Annotated in this window: 12 protein-coding genes; 3 read left to right on the top strand and 9 right to left on the bottom strand. The window is 69.0% G+C overall.

The window, feature by feature from the left end; genetic code table 11:
- Nucleotides 1-380 precede the first annotated feature (380 nt).
- The 3 genes from ACWGO0_RS29790 to thyX all read right to left on the bottom strand — a co-directional run bounded on the left by ACWGO0_RS29790 (nucleotide 381) and on the right by thyX (nucleotide 3,986).
- Nucleotides 381-2,066: a ribonuclease J gene (locus ACWGO0_RS29790; protein ID WP_453541782.1), complete on the bottom strand. Its 1,686-nt coding sequence runs from the start codon at nucleotides 2,064-2,066 to the stop codon at nucleotides 381-383.
- A 130-nt stretch (nucleotides 2,067-2,196) separates the two neighbouring features.
- A complete protein-coding gene (gene dapA / locus ACWGO0_RS29785) occupies nucleotides 2,197-3,096 on the bottom strand; it encodes a 4-hydroxy-tetrahydrodipicolinate synthase (RefSeq protein ID WP_453541780.1) in 900 nt (299 codons plus the stop codon).
- Nucleotides 3,097-3,248: 152 nt separating this feature from the next.
- Nucleotides 3,249-3,986, bottom strand: coding sequence for an FAD-dependent thymidylate synthase (thyX, locus tag ACWGO0_RS29780; RefSeq protein WP_453541778.1), 738 nt, complete (start codon nucleotides 3,984-3,986; stop codon nucleotides 3,249-3,251).
- A 186-nt stretch (nucleotides 3,987-4,172) separates the two neighbouring features.
- On the opposite strand from thyX, the gene ACWGO0_RS29775 reads away from it, so the two are divergent.
- Nucleotides 4,173-4,412 carry a hypothetical protein gene (locus ACWGO0_RS29775; RefSeq protein ID WP_453541775.1) on the top strand — a complete coding sequence of 80 codons (240 nt, stop codon included), beginning with the start codon at nucleotides 4,173-4,175 and terminating at the stop codon, nucleotides 4,410-4,412.
- A gap of 94 nt (nucleotides 4,413-4,506) precedes the next feature.
- Nucleotides 4,507-5,058 (top strand): hypothetical protein, encoded by a 552-nt coding sequence (locus tag ACWGO0_RS29770; RefSeq protein ID WP_453541773.1) that lies wholly within the window; start codon nucleotides 4,507-4,509, stop codon nucleotides 5,056-5,058.
- A 31-nt stretch (nucleotides 5,059-5,089) separates the two neighbouring features.
- Here the strand turns inward: ACWGO0_RS29770 and ACWGO0_RS29765 are convergent, their stop codons facing one another.
- The 6 genes from ACWGO0_RS29765 to eccD all read right to left on the bottom strand — a co-directional run bounded on the left by ACWGO0_RS29765 (nucleotide 5,090) and on the right by eccD (nucleotide 12,144).
- Nucleotides 5,090-5,542 (bottom strand): hypothetical protein, encoded by a 453-nt coding sequence (locus tag ACWGO0_RS29765; protein WP_453541771.1) that lies wholly within the window; start codon nucleotides 5,540-5,542, stop codon nucleotides 5,090-5,092.
- 14 nt (nucleotides 5,543-5,556) lie between these two features.
- Complete coding sequence (dapB, locus tag ACWGO0_RS29760; RefSeq protein ID WP_453541768.1) at nucleotides 5,557-6,309, bottom strand: 4-hydroxy-tetrahydrodipicolinate reductase; 753 nt, start codon at nucleotides 6,307-6,309, stop codon at nucleotides 5,557-5,559.
- A gap of 25 nt (nucleotides 6,310-6,334) precedes the next feature.
- Nucleotides 6,335-7,714: a M16 family metallopeptidase gene (locus ACWGO0_RS29755; protein ID WP_453541766.1), complete on the bottom strand. Its 1,380-nt coding sequence runs from the start codon at nucleotides 7,712-7,714 to the stop codon at nucleotides 6,335-6,337.
- A complete protein-coding gene (locus ACWGO0_RS29750) occupies nucleotides 7,711-9,924 on the bottom strand; it encodes a polyribonucleotide nucleotidyltransferase (RefSeq protein WP_453541763.1) in 2,214 nt (737 codons plus the stop codon). Before ACWGO0_RS29750 ends, ACWGO0_RS29755 begins: the two co-directional genes overlap by 4 nt.
- Before the next feature lie 271 nt (nucleotides 9,925-10,195).
- The gene (gene rpsO / locus ACWGO0_RS29745) at nucleotides 10,196-10,486 is read right to left on the bottom strand and encodes a 30S ribosomal protein S15 (protein ID WP_185298166.1); all 291 of its coding nucleotides are present in this window, start codon (nucleotides 10,484-10,486) and stop codon (nucleotides 10,196-10,198) included.
- 176 nt (nucleotides 10,487-10,662) lie between these two features.
- On the bottom strand, nucleotides 10,663-12,144 hold the full coding sequence (eccD, locus tag ACWGO0_RS29740; protein ID WP_453541760.1) for a type VII secretion integral membrane protein EccD: 1,482 nt from the start codon (nucleotides 12,142-12,144) through the stop codon (nucleotides 10,663-10,665).
- A gap of 184 nt (nucleotides 12,145-12,328) precedes the next feature.
- On the opposite strand from eccD, the gene eccCa reads away from it, so the two are divergent.
- On the top strand, nucleotides 12,329-16,291 hold the full coding sequence (eccCa, locus tag ACWGO0_RS29735; protein ID WP_453541757.1) for a type VII secretion protein EccCa: 3,963 nt from the start codon (nucleotides 12,329-12,331) through the stop codon (nucleotides 16,289-16,291).
- The last annotated feature ends 31 nt before the right edge of the window (nucleotides 16,292-16,322 follow it).

The following is a 16,322-nucleotide window of genomic DNA, read 5'->3' as shown; positions in this document are numbered from 1 at the left end:
GGGCCCTCCGGGCGCTTCCCTTCGTTCTTGCGTTTCCGACTCTATCAGACTCTTTCGTGTCCGATTCCCAGTCGAAGTTGGGATTTGCTTTCCAGTTCTTCGCTTTCGCGTTTCCCTTTCCGGCGGTTCCAACCTTACCAGCTTCATTTCCGTTCCGTTTCCGGTCCGAATTTGATTCCGGCGGCCTGTTGGAGGGCCTTTGCCTTTCGGCGGATCCGACTTTATCAGAGATTCTGAGTCGGAATTCCCGCCCTGCTTCGGGTGCTCCCTGCGCACGAGTGCGCGAGGTGCTTCCCGGTCAGGCGGAGCCGTAAACGTACTGGAGCGGGGCGCCCCGATGCAAATCGAGGCGCCCCGCTCCGTGTTGGCCCTGGTCGGGGTCAGACCTCGACCACGACCGGAAGGATCATCGGGCGCCGGCGGTAGGTGTCGGAGACCCACTTGCCCACCGTGCGGCGGACCAGCTGCTGGAGCTGGTGCGGCTCCATGACGCCGTCCTGCGCCGACTTGTTGAGGGCGTCCTGCACCTTCGGGACGACGGCGCTGAACGCCGCGTCGTCGATGCCGGAGCCCCGGGCCTGGATGTGGGGGCCGCCCACGATCTTGCCGGACGAGCTGTCGACGACGATGAAGACGGAGATGATGCCCTCGTCGCCGAGGATGCGGCGGTCCTTGAGGGAGGTCTCGGTGACGTCGCCGACCGAGAGGCCGTCGACGTACACGTATCCCGCCTGGACCTTGCCGACGATCTTGGCCTTGCCGTCGATGAGGTCGACGACGACGCCGTCCTCCGCGATGACGATGTGGTCCTTGGGTACGCCGGTGAGAGCGCCCAGTTCGGCGTTGGCCCTGAGGTGGCGCCATTCGCCGTGGACCGGCATCAGGTTCTTCGGCTTGCAGATGTTGTAGAAGTACAGAAGCTCGCCGGCCGAGGCGTGGCCCGAGACGTGGACCTTGGCATTGCCCTTGTGGACGACGTTGGCGCCCCAGCGGGTCAGACCGTTGATCACGCGGTAGACCGCGTTCTCGTTGCCCGGGATGAGCGACGACGCCAGGATGACCGTGTCGCCCGGGACGATGCGGATCTGGTGGTCGCGGTTGGCCATGCGGGACAGGGCCGCCATCGGCTCGCCCTGGGACCCCGTGCAGACCAGTACGACCTCGTCGTCCGGCAGGTCGTCGAGGGTCTTCACGTCCACGACGAGGCCCGCGGGGACCTTGAGGTAGCCGAGGTCACGGGCGATGCCCATGTTGCGGACCATGGAGCGGCCGACGAAGGCGACCCTGCGGCCGTACTCGTGAGCGGCGTCCAGGATCTGCTGGATGCGGTGCACGTGGCTGGCGAAGCTCGCCACGATGATCCGCTTCTGGGCATTCGCGAAGACCGTGCGCAGGACGTTGGAGATGTCCCGCTCGGGCGGTACGAAGCCCGGGACCTCGGCGTTCGTCGAGTCCGAGAGGAGAAGGTCGATGCCTTCCTCGCTCAGCCTCGCGAAGGCGTGCAGGTCGGTGAGGCGGCCGTCCAGCGGGAGCTGGTCCATCTTGAAGTCGCCGGTGCAGACGACCATGCCCGCGGGGGTGCGGATGGCGACCGCGAGGGCGTCCGGGATGGAGTGGTTGACCGCGATGAACTCGCAGTCGAACACACCGATGCGCTCGCGCTGACCCTCGGTGACCTCAAGGGTGTACGGGCGGATCCGGTGCTCCTGGAGCTTCGCCTCGATCAGTGCGAGGGTCAGCTTGGAACCGATGAGCGGGATGTCCGGCTTCAGGCGCAGCAGGAACGGGACGCCACCGATGTGGTCCTCGTGTCCGTGCGTGAGGACGATGCCCTCGATGTCGTCCAGACGGTCCCGGAGGATGGTGAAGTCCGGCAGGATCAGGTCGATTCCCGGCTGCTCCTCTTCAGGGAAGAGGACACCGCAGTCGACGATGAGCAGGCGTCCGCCGTACTCGAAGACCGTCATATTGCGGCCGATTTCCCCCAGGCCGCCGAGCGGGGTTACGCGCAGGCCGCCCTTCGGGAGCTTCGGCGGGGTACCGAGTTCGGGATGCGGATGACTCAAAAGACTCTCCTTACCACGCACGCCACGTACCGCTGAGGGCACGTGGCGCGCATGTCATTCGTGCACTTGCTGTTGTCTGGGGATGGTGCTCTCGCGAGTGTTCCTCGCTATTCAGTTGTGAAGTCTGTGGTTACAGCTCTACCCCACCGGCGGCCAGATCGATCTTGAGCTGCGCCGTCTCCTGGGTGGTGAGTTCCACCAGGGGGAGGCGCAGCGGACCGGCCGGCAGGCCCTGGAGGGTGAGCGCGGCCTTGGTGGTGATCACGCCCTGGGTGCGGAACATCCCGGTGAAGACCGGGAGCAGCTTCTGGTGGATCTCCGTGGCCTTCTGGACGTCGCCGCCGAGGTGGGCCTCGATGAGCGCCCGCAGGTCGGGGGTGACGACGTGGCCGACCACCGAGACGAAACCGATGGCGCCGACCGAGAGCAGCGGGAGGTTGAGCATGTCGTCGCCCGAGTACCAGGCGAGTCCGGACTGGGCGATGGCCCAGCTGGCCCGGCCCAGGTCTCCCTTGGCGTCCTTGTTGGCGACGATCCGGGGGTGCTCCGCGAGGCGTACGAGCGTCTCTGTGTCGATCGGCACACCGCTGCGGCCCGGAATGTCGTACAGCATCACGGGGAGACCGGTGGAGTCCGCGATGGCGGTGAAGTGGCGCAGGAGGCCTTCCTGCGGCGGCTTGTTGTAGTACGGCGTGACGGCGAGGAGGCCGTGGGCGCCGGAGCGTTCCGCGGTACGGGCCAGTTCGATGCTGTGCCGGGTGTCGTTGGTGCCGATGCCGGCGACGACGTGTGCCCGGTCTCCGACTGCTTCGAGTACAGCCCGTACGAGCTGGTCTTTCTCCGCGTCGCTGGTGGTCGGGGACTCACCGGTGGTGCCGTTGATGACGAGGCCGTCGTTGCCTGCGTCCACCAGATGGGCGGCGAGCCGCTGGGCGCCGTCGAGGTCGAGTGCGCCGTCCGCCGTGAAGGGCGTGACCATAGCGGTGAGGACCCGCCCGAAGGGGGTCTGCGGAGTGGAGATCGGAGCCATGGGTAACACGCTACTCGTTGCTCGGAGCGCCGTGTCCCCTCGGGGGGACGAGGAAGTGGAGCCCGGCACTGCCTGCTCGGGGGTTCAAGCAGTGCCGGGTCCGTTTGATCAGCCTAGATGAACTTCACGAAACGTCGCAATACGGACACCGCTTACGGGGCGACCCGTCCATTTTTGTTGAAGGCCGCATGAGTGAGCGGCATGAGCTGCGCCCAGTGCGCTTCCATCCGCTCCCCCACCATCTCGATCTCGCGCTGCGGGAAGGACGGGACCTTCGCCAGCTCGTGCTGGGTGCGCAGGCCGAGGAAGTGCATCAGCGAGCGGGCGTTGCACGTGGCGTACATGGACGAGAACAAGCCAACGGGCAGCACCGCACGGGCGACCTCGCGGGCCACGCCCGCGGCCAGCATCTCCTGGTACGCCTCGTATGCCTGGCGGTAGGAGTCCTCCATGGCGCGGCTGGTGAGCTCGTGCTGCTCCTGGGTGCCCTCGACGAACTCGTACTTGCCGGGGCGGCCCTGCTGGATGAGCTTGCGGGACTCGCCGGGGACGTAGAAGACCGGTTCCAGCTCCCTGTAGCGGCCCGATTCCTCGTTGTACGACCAGCCCACGCGGTGTCGCATGAACTCGCGGAACACGAAGATCGGGGCGCTGATGAAGAAGGTCATCGAGTTGTGCTCGAAGGGGCTGCCGTGGCGGTCCCGCATGAGGTAGTTGATGAGCCCCTTGGAGCGCTCAGGGTCCTTGGTGACCTCTTCGAGGGACTGCTCACCAGCCGTGGAGACACGGGCCGCGAAGAGTACGTCGGAGTCACCTGCCGCGTGTTTCACCAGGTCAACGGTTACATCGCTGCGGAAGCTGAGCTTCGTGGGCTCGGGGGTCTCGCTCACCGGCGGGGGTCCTTCCAATTGCTGCGCTCGGGCGGCGTCCACTCTACGGGCCGCGACGGGGGCCGCCGCGCAGCAGCCGTACGCAGGAATTCTTCGAATGATTCGGCGATTCGGGGCACCGATCGGGCTCGCCGTGCGTCTGACTCATTAGCAGCACCCGCCCCATAGTTCAAGGAGAGCTTCCTCATGTTCCGCCGGCGTGAATCCGTCCCGTTCTCGTTCGTTGCCGAGGCCGACCGGTTCCGCAGCAATGTCACTCCCCCGCCCCGTGAGCGGGCCAGCGTCTCGCAGCTGGCCGGCCGCTACCTCGTGGGGCTCACCGTGGTCGCCGGGCTGGCCGGATCGCTTCTCTTCGGCGTTCCGGCACTCGATACCGACCGGAGCCCGTCGCACGGCCAGAATTCCGAGGCCTCTCAGGGCCGCTGACTCGTACGGACCCCCTGGGGTGGTCGGGTCGGTGGCGTCCTCGGTAGCCTCACCGGGCACAGCAATCGAGCGTGCTTGTGAGTGAGGATCAGTCGTGCCCCTGCCCTTTCTGACGGCCGACCGCGCATTCGACGCGGGCGCAGAGGACATCGCGCTGCCGTTCGACGACCACGACAGCTGGCGGCGGCCCTACCGCCCCGGGCCGTGGCGGGTCGCGGCGGCGGCCACCTTGTTGCTTCTCGCCTCGTTCGTCCTGCTCGCGGGGATGATCACCGCCGTGGCCGGAGGGCTCTCCGGGGCCACCGTGTGCCTCGTGCTCGCCGCGGTGGTGATCCTCAGCGCCTTGCGGCTGCTGCGGGTCGGTGCCTGGGTCAGCCGGCACGGGGTGCGGCGGGTGGGCTTCTTCCGCACGACCACGGTGCCGTGGGACCGGGCCGCCGCGGTGCGTACGGTTCAGCAGCCGGTGAAGTGGCTCGGGCTGCCGCGCACCGTTCAGGGACAGGCGCTGATCGTCGTGCGACAGGGTGGAGAAACGTTGCCGCCGCTGGTCACGGACCACAACGCGGATTTCCTGGCGCGTGGTGAGGCGTTCGAGCGGGCCACGGACTCCATCGAGGCGTGGGGCGACGAGTACCGGCGAGGTTAGGCCGGGGGCCCGTCCGGCTGAGGGTTCGCCCTCAAGCGCCGGACGGGTCGGCCTTGTGCAGGGCGATGGCGCGTTGCATGGCCTTGCGGGCCCTCGGGGTGTCCCTGGCGTCCTGGTAGGCGACCGCCAGACGGAACCAGCACCGCCAGTCGTCGGGGGTGTCCTCCGTCTCCTCGCGGCGGCGGGCGAACACGGCGTCGGCGGAGTCCCGGTCGATGCGGCCGGACGGGGTACGGACCAGTTCGTCGACCGGCAGTTCTCCCTTGGCCTCCAGTTCGGCGGCCAGGGCGTTGGCCCTGCGGACGAACTGGGTGTTCTTCCAGAGGAACCAGACGCCGATCACCGGCAGGATCAGCACCGCGACACCGAAGGTGACCGTGAGCAGCGTGCCGTGGCGTATGAGCAGGAGGCCACGGCTGCCGACCAGGGCGAAGTAGAAGACCAGGACGGCAGCGGTGACAACGTAAGTGATCTTTGCGCGCATGGGTGTCGGCTCAGTCAGTTCAGGTCGAGGAAGTGTTCCAGGCCGAACGTGAGGCCGGGAGTGGTCACCACACGGCGCGTACCGAGCAGGATGCCCGGCATGAAGCTGCTGTGGTGCAGCGAGTCGTGGCGGATGGTGAGGGTCTCGCCCTCGCCGCCGAGGAGGACCTCCTGGTGGGCCAGGAGGCCCTGGAGCCGGATGGAGTGGACCGGGACACCGTCGACGTTCGCGCCGCGGGCTCCGTCCAGGGCCGTGGTGGTGCCGTCCGGCTGAGCTGCCATGCCGGCCCTCTCGCGGGCCGCCCCGATGAGCTGGGCGGTGCGGGTGGCGGTCCCGGAGGGGGCGTCGACCTTGTGGGGGTGGTGCAGCTCGATGACCTCGACGGATTCGAAGTAGCGGGCCGCCCGCTCCGCGAACTTCATCGTGAGCACTGCGCCGATGGAGAAGTTCGGCGCGATGAGCACCCCGGTCTCCGGCGAGCCGTCGAGCCAGGTGTTGAGCTGCGCGAGCCGTTCGTCGGTCCAGCCGGTCGTGCCCACGACCGCGTGGATGCCGTGCCGGATACAGAAGTCGAGGTTGCCCATCACCGATGCGGGGGTGGTGAGCTCGACGACGACCTGGGCGCCGGTGTCCGCGAGGGTCTCCAGCTTGTCGCCGCGGCCGAGTGCGGCCACCAGCTCCATGTCGTCGGCGGCCTCGACGGCTCGTACCGCCTCGGACCCGATTCGTCCTTTGGCGCCGAGAACGGCCACGCGCAGCTTGCTCATGTGCTCTGCTTCCTTACGAGGAGGGTTAGGAGACCGCTTCTTGCAGGCGGTCCGCCTGCTTGTCCTTGAGCGGGCCGATGACGGAGAGCGAAGGACGGTGTCCGAGGACATCGCCCGCCACCGCGCGGACGTCGTCCGGCGTGACCGCCGCGATCCGCGCCAGCATGTCGTCGACCGACATCTGCTCGCCCCAGCACAGCTCACTCTTGCCGATGCGGTTCATCAACGCGCCGGTGTCCTCAAGGCCGAGGACGGTGGAGCCGGAGAGCTGGCCGATGGCACGGCCGATCTCCTCGTCGTCGAGCCCGTCGGTCGCGACGCGGTCGAGCTCGTCGCGGCAGATCTTGAGGACGTCGTGGACCTGGCTCGGCCGGCAGCCCGCGTACACACCGAAGAGCCCGCAGTCGGCGAAGCCCGAGGTGTACGAGTACACGCTGTAGGCCAGGCCGCGCTTCTCCCGTACCTCCTGGAAGAGGCGGGAGGACATGCCTCCGCCGAGCGCCGTGTTCAGGACGCCGAGCGCCCAGCGGCGCTCGTCGGTGCGGGCCAGGCCCGGCATGCCGAGGACCACGTGGGCCTGCTCCGTCTTGCGGTTCAGGTGTTCCACGCGGCCCGCGGTGCGCAGGGTGCGGGAGCCCTCGCGCGGCGCCATCGGAACGGCGTCGGTACGGGACAGGGCGCCGGCGCGCTCGAAGGCCTTGCGGACCTGGCGTACGACCGTGGCGTGGTCGATGTTGCCCGCTGCGGCGACGACCAGGCGCGTGGGGTCGTAGTGCTTCTTGTAGAAGCGCGCGATCTGGCCGCGGTTCAGCCCGTTGACCGTGTCGACCGTGCCCAGGACCGGGCGGCCGAGCGGGGTGTCGCCGAGCATCGTGTGCGCGAACAGGTCGTGCACGCAGTCGCCCGGGTCGTCCTCGGTCATCGCGATCTCTTCGAGGATGACGCCGCGCTCGGCGTCGACGTCCTCGGAGGCGATCAGGGAGCCGGTCAGCATGTCGCAGACGACGTCGATGGCCAGCGGCAGGTCCGTGTCGAGGACCCGCGCGTAGTAGCAGGTGTACTCCTTCGCCGTGAAGGCGTTCATCTCGCCGCCGACCGCGTCGATCGCGGACGAGATGTCGAGGGCGCTGCGCGTGGCGGTGCCCTTGAAGAGGAGGTGTTCGAGGTAGTGCGTCGCGCCGTTCAGCGCGGGCGTCTCGTCGCGTGATCCGACGTTGGCCCAGATGCCGAAGGTGGCGGAGCGTACGGAGGGCAGCGACTCGGTGACGATCCGGAGACCGCCGGGGAGGGTCGTACGGCGGACCGTGCCGATGCCGTTGCTGCCCTTGAGAAGCGTTTGGGTACGGGCGACGGCCCGCGCCTCCGAGGAGGTGCGGGCCGTCGTCACGGAACTACGGGACGTCACTTGGCAGCGTCGTCCTTCTCGTCGGCCTCTTCGCCCTCGATCACGGGGATGAGGGAGAGCTTGCCGCGGGAGTCGATCTCCGCGATCTCGACCTGGACCTTGGAGCCGACCGCGAGCACGTCCTCGACGTTCTCCACGCGCTTGCCACCGGCGAGCTTGCGGATCTGCGAGATGTGCAGCAGGCCGTCCTTGCCGGGCATGAGGGAGACGAACGCACCGAAGGTGGTGGTCTTGACGACCGTACCCAGGTAACGCTCGCCGACCTCCGGCATGGTCGGGTTGGCGATCGCGTTGATCGTGGCGCGCGCGGCCTCGGCCTGCGAGCCCTGCTGGGCACCGATGTAGATGGTGCCGTCGTCCTCGATCGTGATGTCGGCGCCGGTGTCCTCCTGGATCTGGTTGATCATCTTGCCCTTGGGGCCGATGACCTCACCGATCTTGTCCACCGGGATCTTGACCGTGATGATCCGCGGGGCGTTCGGGGACATCTCGTCCGGAACGTCGATGGCCTCGTTCATGACGTCCAGGATGTGCAGACGCGCGTCACGGGCCTGCTTCAGCGCGGCGGCCAGGACCGAGGCGGGGATGCCGTCGAGCTTGGTGTCGAGCTGGAGCGCGGTCACGAAGGTCTTCGTACCGGCGACCTTGAAGTCCATGTCGCCGAAGGCGTCCTCCGCACCGAGGATGTCGGTGAGGGCGACGTAGTGCGTCTTGCCGTCGATCTCCTCCGAGATCAGGCCCATGGCGATACCGGCGACGGCGGCCTTGAGGGGCACACCGGCGTTCAGCAGGGACATGGTGGAGGCGCAGACCGAGCCCATGGACGTCGAGCCGTTGGAGCCCAGCGCCTCGGAGACCTGGCGGATCGCGTACGGGAAGTCCTCGCGCGAGGGCAGCACCGGCACGATGGCGCGCTCGGCGAGCGCTCCGTGGCCGATCTCGCGGCGCTTGGGCGAGCCCACGCGGCCGGTCTCACCGACGGAGTACGGCGGGAAGTTGTAGTTGTGCATGTAGCGCTTGCGGGTCACCGGGGAAAGGGTGTCCAGCTGCTGCTCCATACGGAGCATGTTGAGGGTGGTGACGCCCAGGATCTGGGTCTCGCCACGCTCGAACAGCGCCGAGCCGTGCACGCGCGGGATGGCCTCGACCTCGGCGGCCAGCGTACGGATGTCCGTGACGCCGCGGCCGTCGATGCGGACCTTGTCCTTGATGACGCGCTCGCGGACCAGCTTCTTGGTCAGCGCGCGGTAGGCACCCGAGATCTCCTTCTCGCGGCCCTCGAAGGCCGGGAGGAGCTTCTCGCCCGCGATCTCCTTGATGCGGTCCAGCTCCGCCTCTCGCTCCTGCTTGCCGGCGATGGTGAGCGCCTTGGCGAGCTCGGTGCGGACGGCCTTGGTGAGCGCCTCCAGGACGTCGTCCTGGTAGTCGAGGAAGACCGGGAACTCGCCGGTGGGCTTGGCAGCCTTCGCGGCCAGGTCGGACTGGGCCTTGCAGAGACCCTTGATGAAGGGCTTCGCGGCTTCCAGACCTGCGGCGACGATCTCCTCGGTGGGAGCCTCGGCGCCGTCCTGGACGAGCTGGATGGTCTTCTCGGTGGCCTCGGCCTCGACCATCATGATCGCGACGTCGCCGTCCTCGAGGACGCGGCCCGCGACGACCATGTCGAAGACGGCGTCCTCGAGCTCGGTGTGCGTCGGGAACGCGACCCACTGGCCCTTGATCAGGGCGACGCGGGTGGCGCCGATGGGGCCGGAGAAGGGCAGGCCCGCCAGGATCGTGGAGCAGGAGGCGGCGTTGATCGCGACCACGTCGTACAGGTGGTCGGGGTTGAGCGCCATGATCGTCTCGACGATCTGGATCTCGTTGCGCAGGCCCTTCTTGAAGGAGGGGCGCAGCGGGCGGTCGATCAGGCGGCAGGTGAGGATCGCGTCCTCGGAGGGCCGGCCCTCCCGGCGGAAGAAGGAGCCGGGGATCTTGCCGGCCGCGTACTGCCGCTCCTCGACGTCCACCGTGAGGGGGAAGAAGTCGAGCTGGTCCTTGGGCCTCTTGGAGGCGGTGGTGGCCGACAGCACCATGGTGTCGTCGTCCAGGTACGCGACGGCGGAGCCGGCGGCCTGCTTGGCGAGGCGGCCCGTCTCGAAGCGGATGGTGCGGGTGCCGAAGGTTCCGTTGTCGATAACGGCCTCGGCGTAGTGGGTCTCGTTCTCCACTAGATATTTCTCCATACTCGTCGTCTTTCGTCCTTCCGCCCGTGTGGCGGGGGGACGGTACGGAGAAGCGCTCCTTGTGTGCGGGCCGGTCTTCGATCGAAGCACCCGGGCGTTGTCCCGGGGGCCACTACCGAGGACCGGCGGAGGCTGGAGGGCGCTCCTCCTCGTTCTGGTGTTGTACGTCCAGGTTACTGAGCTTGACCCCGGTCCCGCACGTACAGCAAAGGGAGCGGCCCCCTAGAAGTGGGAACCGCTCCCTCTCACAGCTGCCTTACTTGGCGCCGCCGGCCGCGCCACGGCGGATGCCGAGGCGGTCGACGAGCGCACGGAAGCGCTGGATGTCCTTCTTGGCGAGGTACTGCAGAAGGCGGCGGCGCTGGCCGACCAGGATCAGCAGACCACGACGGGAGTGGTGGTCGTGCTTGTGGAGCTTGAGGTGCTCCGTCAGGTCCGAGATCCGGCGGGAGAGCATCGCAACCTGAACCTCGGGGGAACCGGTGTCGCCCTCCTTCTGCGCGAACTCGGTCATGATCTGCTTCTTCGTAACGGCGTCGAGCGGCACGCGGTACTCCTCTGGTGTTCGAAGCGCCCACGAGTGCCCCTGGTCTTGTTCTCAGGGGAGCTTGTGTGACTCGGGAGCGAAGGTCCGATGAGCGCAGCCCCCAGAACGAACCGGGAACGCGTACACAAACGGCCACCAGTCAGAGTACCAGCCGTTCCGGAGGGCTTCGGCCCGCCCTAGCTGGTCATCGCGCGGGCGCGGCTGAAGATGTCCAGGACGGCCAGGCAGAGCGGGACGAGCGAGAGGAGCAGGGCGCTCTCGGTGAGGTCGAGGAGGCGGCCCCAGAAGGGCGAGAGGCCCTTGCGGGGAATGATCAGGCCGATCGCGGTGAGCAGGGCCGCACCGGCCGCGACCGCCGCGGAGAGCCAGATCGTACGGATGTCGAGGGAGCCGCGGTCGCCGTACCGGACGAGTTCGTACAGCAGGTCGGTCGGCGGGTTGAGCGAGAGGCCGAGGACCAGCAGGGCGATCGCGCCGATTCCCGCGACGAGGACGCAGGCCACCTGCGAGGTGTAGCGGAAGAGGCGGGCGCGCAGCAGCATCGCGAGGCCGCCCGCGAGGGCGAGGATCTGGCCCCAGATGTTGTCGCTGAAGCCGAGCACGGCGGCCGATCCGACGGCCACGGCGGCGCAGCCGCCGACCAGGCCGAGGAGCATCTCGTGGCCGCGGCGGGCCTGGGCCGCGATGCGTTCGGCGTCGACGGGTTCGCCGTCGGCCTCGGGGCCGCCGTTCGCGTCGGCGAAGCTGTCGTCGTAGCCGGCCGGCGTGGTGCGCGGGGAGGCGTATCCGATGGGCAGCCGGGCGAAGCGGGCCGAGAGTCCGGGCAGGAAGGCGACGACGCCGAGGGCCACGGGGGCGCAGACGGCCGCGGTCTGCGTGGCGGATGCCTCGGTGAGGATCGCGAGGAAGGTGGCGAGGGTGCCGACGGTGGCGAGGAAGGTGGCCGCGACGAACGGCGCGTCCCCGCTGGGTGTCAGGGCGACCAGGGCGACGGACGCGACCAGGACGGCGACGCAGCCGAGCAGGAACTGCAGGCGGCCGGGTCCCTGTCCGGCGTCCGGGCCGATGATGCCGGAGCCCGCGATGAGGACGAGCGGGAGTGCGCCGAGGCCGAGGGCGACGGCGGTGGCGCGGTCTCCGTAGACCCGGGCGCGTACGCCGGCGAAGGCGGTCAGCAACAGGCCGGCGGAGCCGGCGATGATGCCGGGCAGGCTGTGCATGTCGTGGCGGACCGGGTCCGCGAACCAGAGCACGAAGCCCATGAGCACGAGGAGGAGGACGCCGCCGACCAGGCCTGCGCCGCGCAGCAGCTCGTCGTTCCACAGTTGGCGGTCGCGGGTGACGGCCGAGGCGACGGCGTCCGAGACGTCGTCGAAGACGGCGGGCGGCAGCGACTGGGCGAAGGGGCGCAGGCTGAGGAGTTCGCCGTCGAGTACCTGCTGGGCCGCGAGTGTGCGGGCGCCGTCGAGGACGGTTCCGTCGCGGCGTACGAGGTGATAGCCGGTGGGTGTGCCTGCGGCCTGGGTCTGGCCCGTCAGGCGCAGGATCTCCGGGTAGACGTCGGCCACGGCGATGTCTTCCGGAAGGGCGACGTCGATCCGGCTGTCGGGCGCCACGACAGTGACGCGGCAGAAACCCGTCGCTGCGGTCGTACTCACGTGTCTGGTCCCCCTGATTCGCGGTTGCGCACAGTGCGCGCGCCACCCTACCGGGAGGGGACCAGGTGATCTGCAAGTAGGATCACCGTCGCGCGGAGGGAAGTCCGCGGACACGCAGCCACGGGGGCGTCGGTGCGGACCAGACCGGCCTTCCGCCCGTCCGTATTGAGGGATTGATGTTCCGGTGAGCCAGATCGTCGTGAAACGACCTCCGCGGTCTCTGCCGCCGGAAGTACCCGGTGACGAGTTGACGTTGGAGGCCCCTCCCGAACTGCCGCGCGGGCAGCAGGAGGGCATGCTGATGCAGATCCTGCCGGTGCTCGGCATGGGTTCGTCGGTGGTGTTCTTCTTCTCGCCGCAGGCGCCGCCGTTCATGCGGATCATGGGCGTCCTGATGCTCGTCTCGACCGTCGGAATGGTGGTCGCCCAGCTGGTCCGTCACCGTCGCGGTACACAGGGGCAAATGGCGGATGTGCGGCGCGACTACCTCAAATACCTTGCGCAGACCCGGCGTACGGTCCGCAGGACCGCCCGCGCGCAGCGTGACGTACAGCTGTATCTGCACCCCGCGCCCGAACAGCTGTGGTCGGTGGTCGCCGAGGGCAGCCGGGTCTGGGAACGGCGCGTGGGCGACAAGGACTTCGCCCATGTGCGGGTGGGGCTCGGCGCCCAGCAGCTGGCGACTCCGCTGATCGCTCCCGAGACCGCTCCGGTGGACGAGCTGGAGCCGATGTGCGCGGGCGCGATGCAGCAGTTCCTCGCGGTGCACGGGTCCTTGGACGGACTGCCGATGGCCGTCTCGATGCGGGCCTTCTACCACGTGACGGTCTCCGGTCAGCCGGAGGCGGCGCAGTCCACGGCCCGTTCGCTGGTCGCGCAGCTGGTGACGCTGCACTCCCCCGAGGATCTGCTGGTCGCCGTGGTGGCGGCGCCGGGCGCCGTGGCGCGCTGGGACTGGACGAAGTGGCTGCCGCACACTCAGGTGCGCGGGCAGGTCGACGGGGCCGGTACCAAGCGGCTGTTCGGCGACGATCTGGGTGAGCTGGAGCAGTTGCTGGCGAGCCGTCTGGAGGGCCGTCCGCGGTTCGGCCGGGAGAGTCAGCCGGTGCTGGACCAGCCGCACGTCGTGGTGGTCCTGGACGGCGGGATGGTGCCGCCGGACTCGCTGTTCGCGGCGGCCGAGGGCCTTCAGGGTGTGACGATCGTCGAGGTGGTGCCGGGCGAGCTCGACGAGCCGCGCGGTGGTCTCTCGGTGGTGGTTCGGCCGGGGCTGCTGCGGCTGGAGTCCGGTGCGGGACTGGCGTACGAGGGTGTGCCGGACGGGATCTCGCTGCCTGCCGCCGAGGCACTGGCCCGGCAGCTGGCGCCGCTCATGATGGGCGGGGGCGACGACGACGAACCGCTGCTCGCCAACCTGGACTTCACGGACCTGCTGAACCTGGGCGACGCCGCCTCGGTCGATGTGGCGCGCACCTGGCGGCCCCGGTCGGTCTCGGAGCGGCTGCGGGTGCCGATCGGTGTCGGCGAGGACGGCCAGCCGGTGATGCTGGACCTCAAGGAGGCCGCGCAGGAGGGCATGGGTCCGCACGGACTGTGTGTCGGTGCGACGGGTTCCGGCAAGTCGGAGCTGCTGCGGACGCTGGTGCTGGGGCTCGCGGTCACGCACTCCTCGGAGACGCTCAACTTCGTGCTCGCCGACTTCAAGGGCGGTGCGACGTTCGCCGGGATGTCGCAGATGCCGCATGTCGCCGCGGTGATCACCAACCTGTCGGACGACCTGACGCTGGTCGACCGCATGGGCGACGCGATCCGGGGTGAACTCCAGCGCCGTCAGGAGCTGCTGCGTTCGGCAGGCAACTACGCCAACATCCACGACTACGAGAAGGCGCGGGGCGCGGGCGCCGCGCTGGAGCCGCTGGCCTCGCTGGTGCTGGTCATCGACGAGTTCTCCGAACTCCTCACGGCCAAGCCGGACTTCATCGACATGTTCATCCAGATCGGCCGGATCGGCCGTTCCCTGGGTGTGCATCTGCTGCTGGCGTCGCAGCGCCTGGAAGAGGGCAAGCTGCGCGGTCTGGACACGTATCTCTCGTACCGGATCGGTCTGCGGACCTTCTCGGCGGCGGAGTCGCGCACGGCGCTGGGTGTGCCGGACGCGTACCACCTGCCCTCGGTGCCGGGTTCCGGCTATCTCAAGTTCGGTACGGACGAGATGACCCGCTTCAAGGCGGCGTACGTGTCGGGGGCCTACCGCACGGGTGGTCCCGATCTCTCGGTGGGGCAACTGCCCCTCGAGCGGCGGCCCGCGGTGTTCAGTGCCACTCCGGTACCGGTCGTGTACGCGGCTCCGGACCCGGCGCAGCTGGCGGCGGCGGCCCGGTCGGAGGCGGACGAGGACGCGCTCGCCGACACGGTTCTCGATGTGATCGTGCGGCGTCTGGAGGGCCAGGGGGTGCCGGCGCACCAGGTGTGGCTGCCCCCGCTGGACCGGGCGCCGACGCTGGACCAGTTGCTGCCCGGGCTCGCGCCGACCGCGGAACGGGGGTTCACGGCGACCGAGTACACCAGGCCCGGTGGTCTCACCGTCCCGGTCGGCCTGATCGACAAGCCCTTCGAGCAGCGGCGTGAGGTGCTGTACCGGGACTTCTCCGGTGCGGCGGGCCACATGATGGTCGTCGGCGGTCCGCAGTCCGGCAAGTCCACGATGATGCGGGCGCTGATCTCGTCGTTCGCGCTCACGCACACCCCGCACGAGGTGCAGTTCTACGGGCTGGACTTCGGTGGTGGCGGTCTCGTATCGCTGGCGGAGCTGCCGCACGTCGGCGGGATGGCCTCGCGGCTCGACCCCGAGCGGGTGCGGCGTACGGTCGCCGAGGTCGCGGGTGTGCTCAACCGGCGCGAGGAGTTCTTCCGGGCGCACTCAATCGACTCCATCGCCACCTACCGGCGCAAGCGCGCCCTGGGCGAGCTGCCCGGTGAGGCGTGGGGTGACGTGTTCCTGGTCATCGACGGCTGGGGCGGATTCCGGGCCGAGTACGAGATGCTGGAGCAGACCGTCACCGACATCGCCTCGCGCGGTCTCGGTTACGGCATCCACGTGGTCATCACCGCGGCCCGCTACATGGAGGTCCGGGCGGCGCTGAAGGACCAGATCCTCGGGCGGCTCGAACTGCGGCTCGGCGACGTCATGGACTCGGAGTTCGACCGCAAGGTCGCGGTGAACGTGCCGCCGGGTGTGCCGGGCCGTGGACAGGTGCCGGAGAAGCTGCACTTCATGGGCGCCCTGCCGCGTATCGACTCGGTCAGCAGCGCCGCGGATCTCTCCGAGGGCACGGCCGCGTTCGTCGCCACGGTGCGGGCGAACTGGTCGGGTCCCTCGGCGCCCGCCGTACGGCTGCTGCCGCGCAAGCTGGCCGCTGACCGGCTGCCGAAGGGCTTCGAGTTCCCGGAGCGGGGTGTCGCGATCGGGATCGACGAGACGGCGCTGGAGCCGGTGTTCGTCGACTTCGAGACGGATCCGTTCTTCCTGATCTTCGGCGAGAGCGAGTCCGGCAAGACGAACCTGCTGCGGCTGATCGCCAAGCAGATCGCGGAGCGCTACTCCCCCGACGAGGCGAAGCTCGTCGTCGGGGACTACCGGCGGGCCCTGCTGGGCGCGCTGCCGGAGTCCCATCTGCTGGAGTACGCGCCGATGGCGAGCTCCATGCAGATGCACATGGAGGCGCTGGCGGGGGTGTTCGCCCGCCGGCAGCCGCCGACGGATGTGACTCCGCAGCAGCTGCGGGACCGCAGCTGGTGGAGCGGTCCGCAGATCTTCATCATCGTCGACGACTACGACCTGGTGGCGACGAACGCGGGCAACCCGCTGGCCCCGCTCGCGGAGTATCTGCCGTTCGCCCGGGACACCGGCGTCCGGTTCATCATCGCGCGCAACTCGGCGGGTGCGTCGAGGTCGATGTACGAGGGGTTCATGCAGCGCATCAAGGAGCTGGGCGCGCAGGGTGTCGTGCTGTCCGGCGATCCGTCCGAGGGCGATCTCATCGGTTCGGTACGCGGTCACGCGATGCCGCCGGGCCGGGGTTACTTCGCCTCGCGCAGGCGCGGGACTCCGCTGGTGCAGATCGGGCGGCTGCCCGAGCAGCGGTGAGGGGCGGGGCCGTCAGGTTGACGGTTTGTCC

It is taken from the genome of Streptomyces sp. NPDC055749 (genome assembly GCF_053617235.1).
The sequence above is the reverse complement of the archived record's forward strand: the minus strand, read 5'-3'. Positions and strand labels throughout refer to the sequence as shown.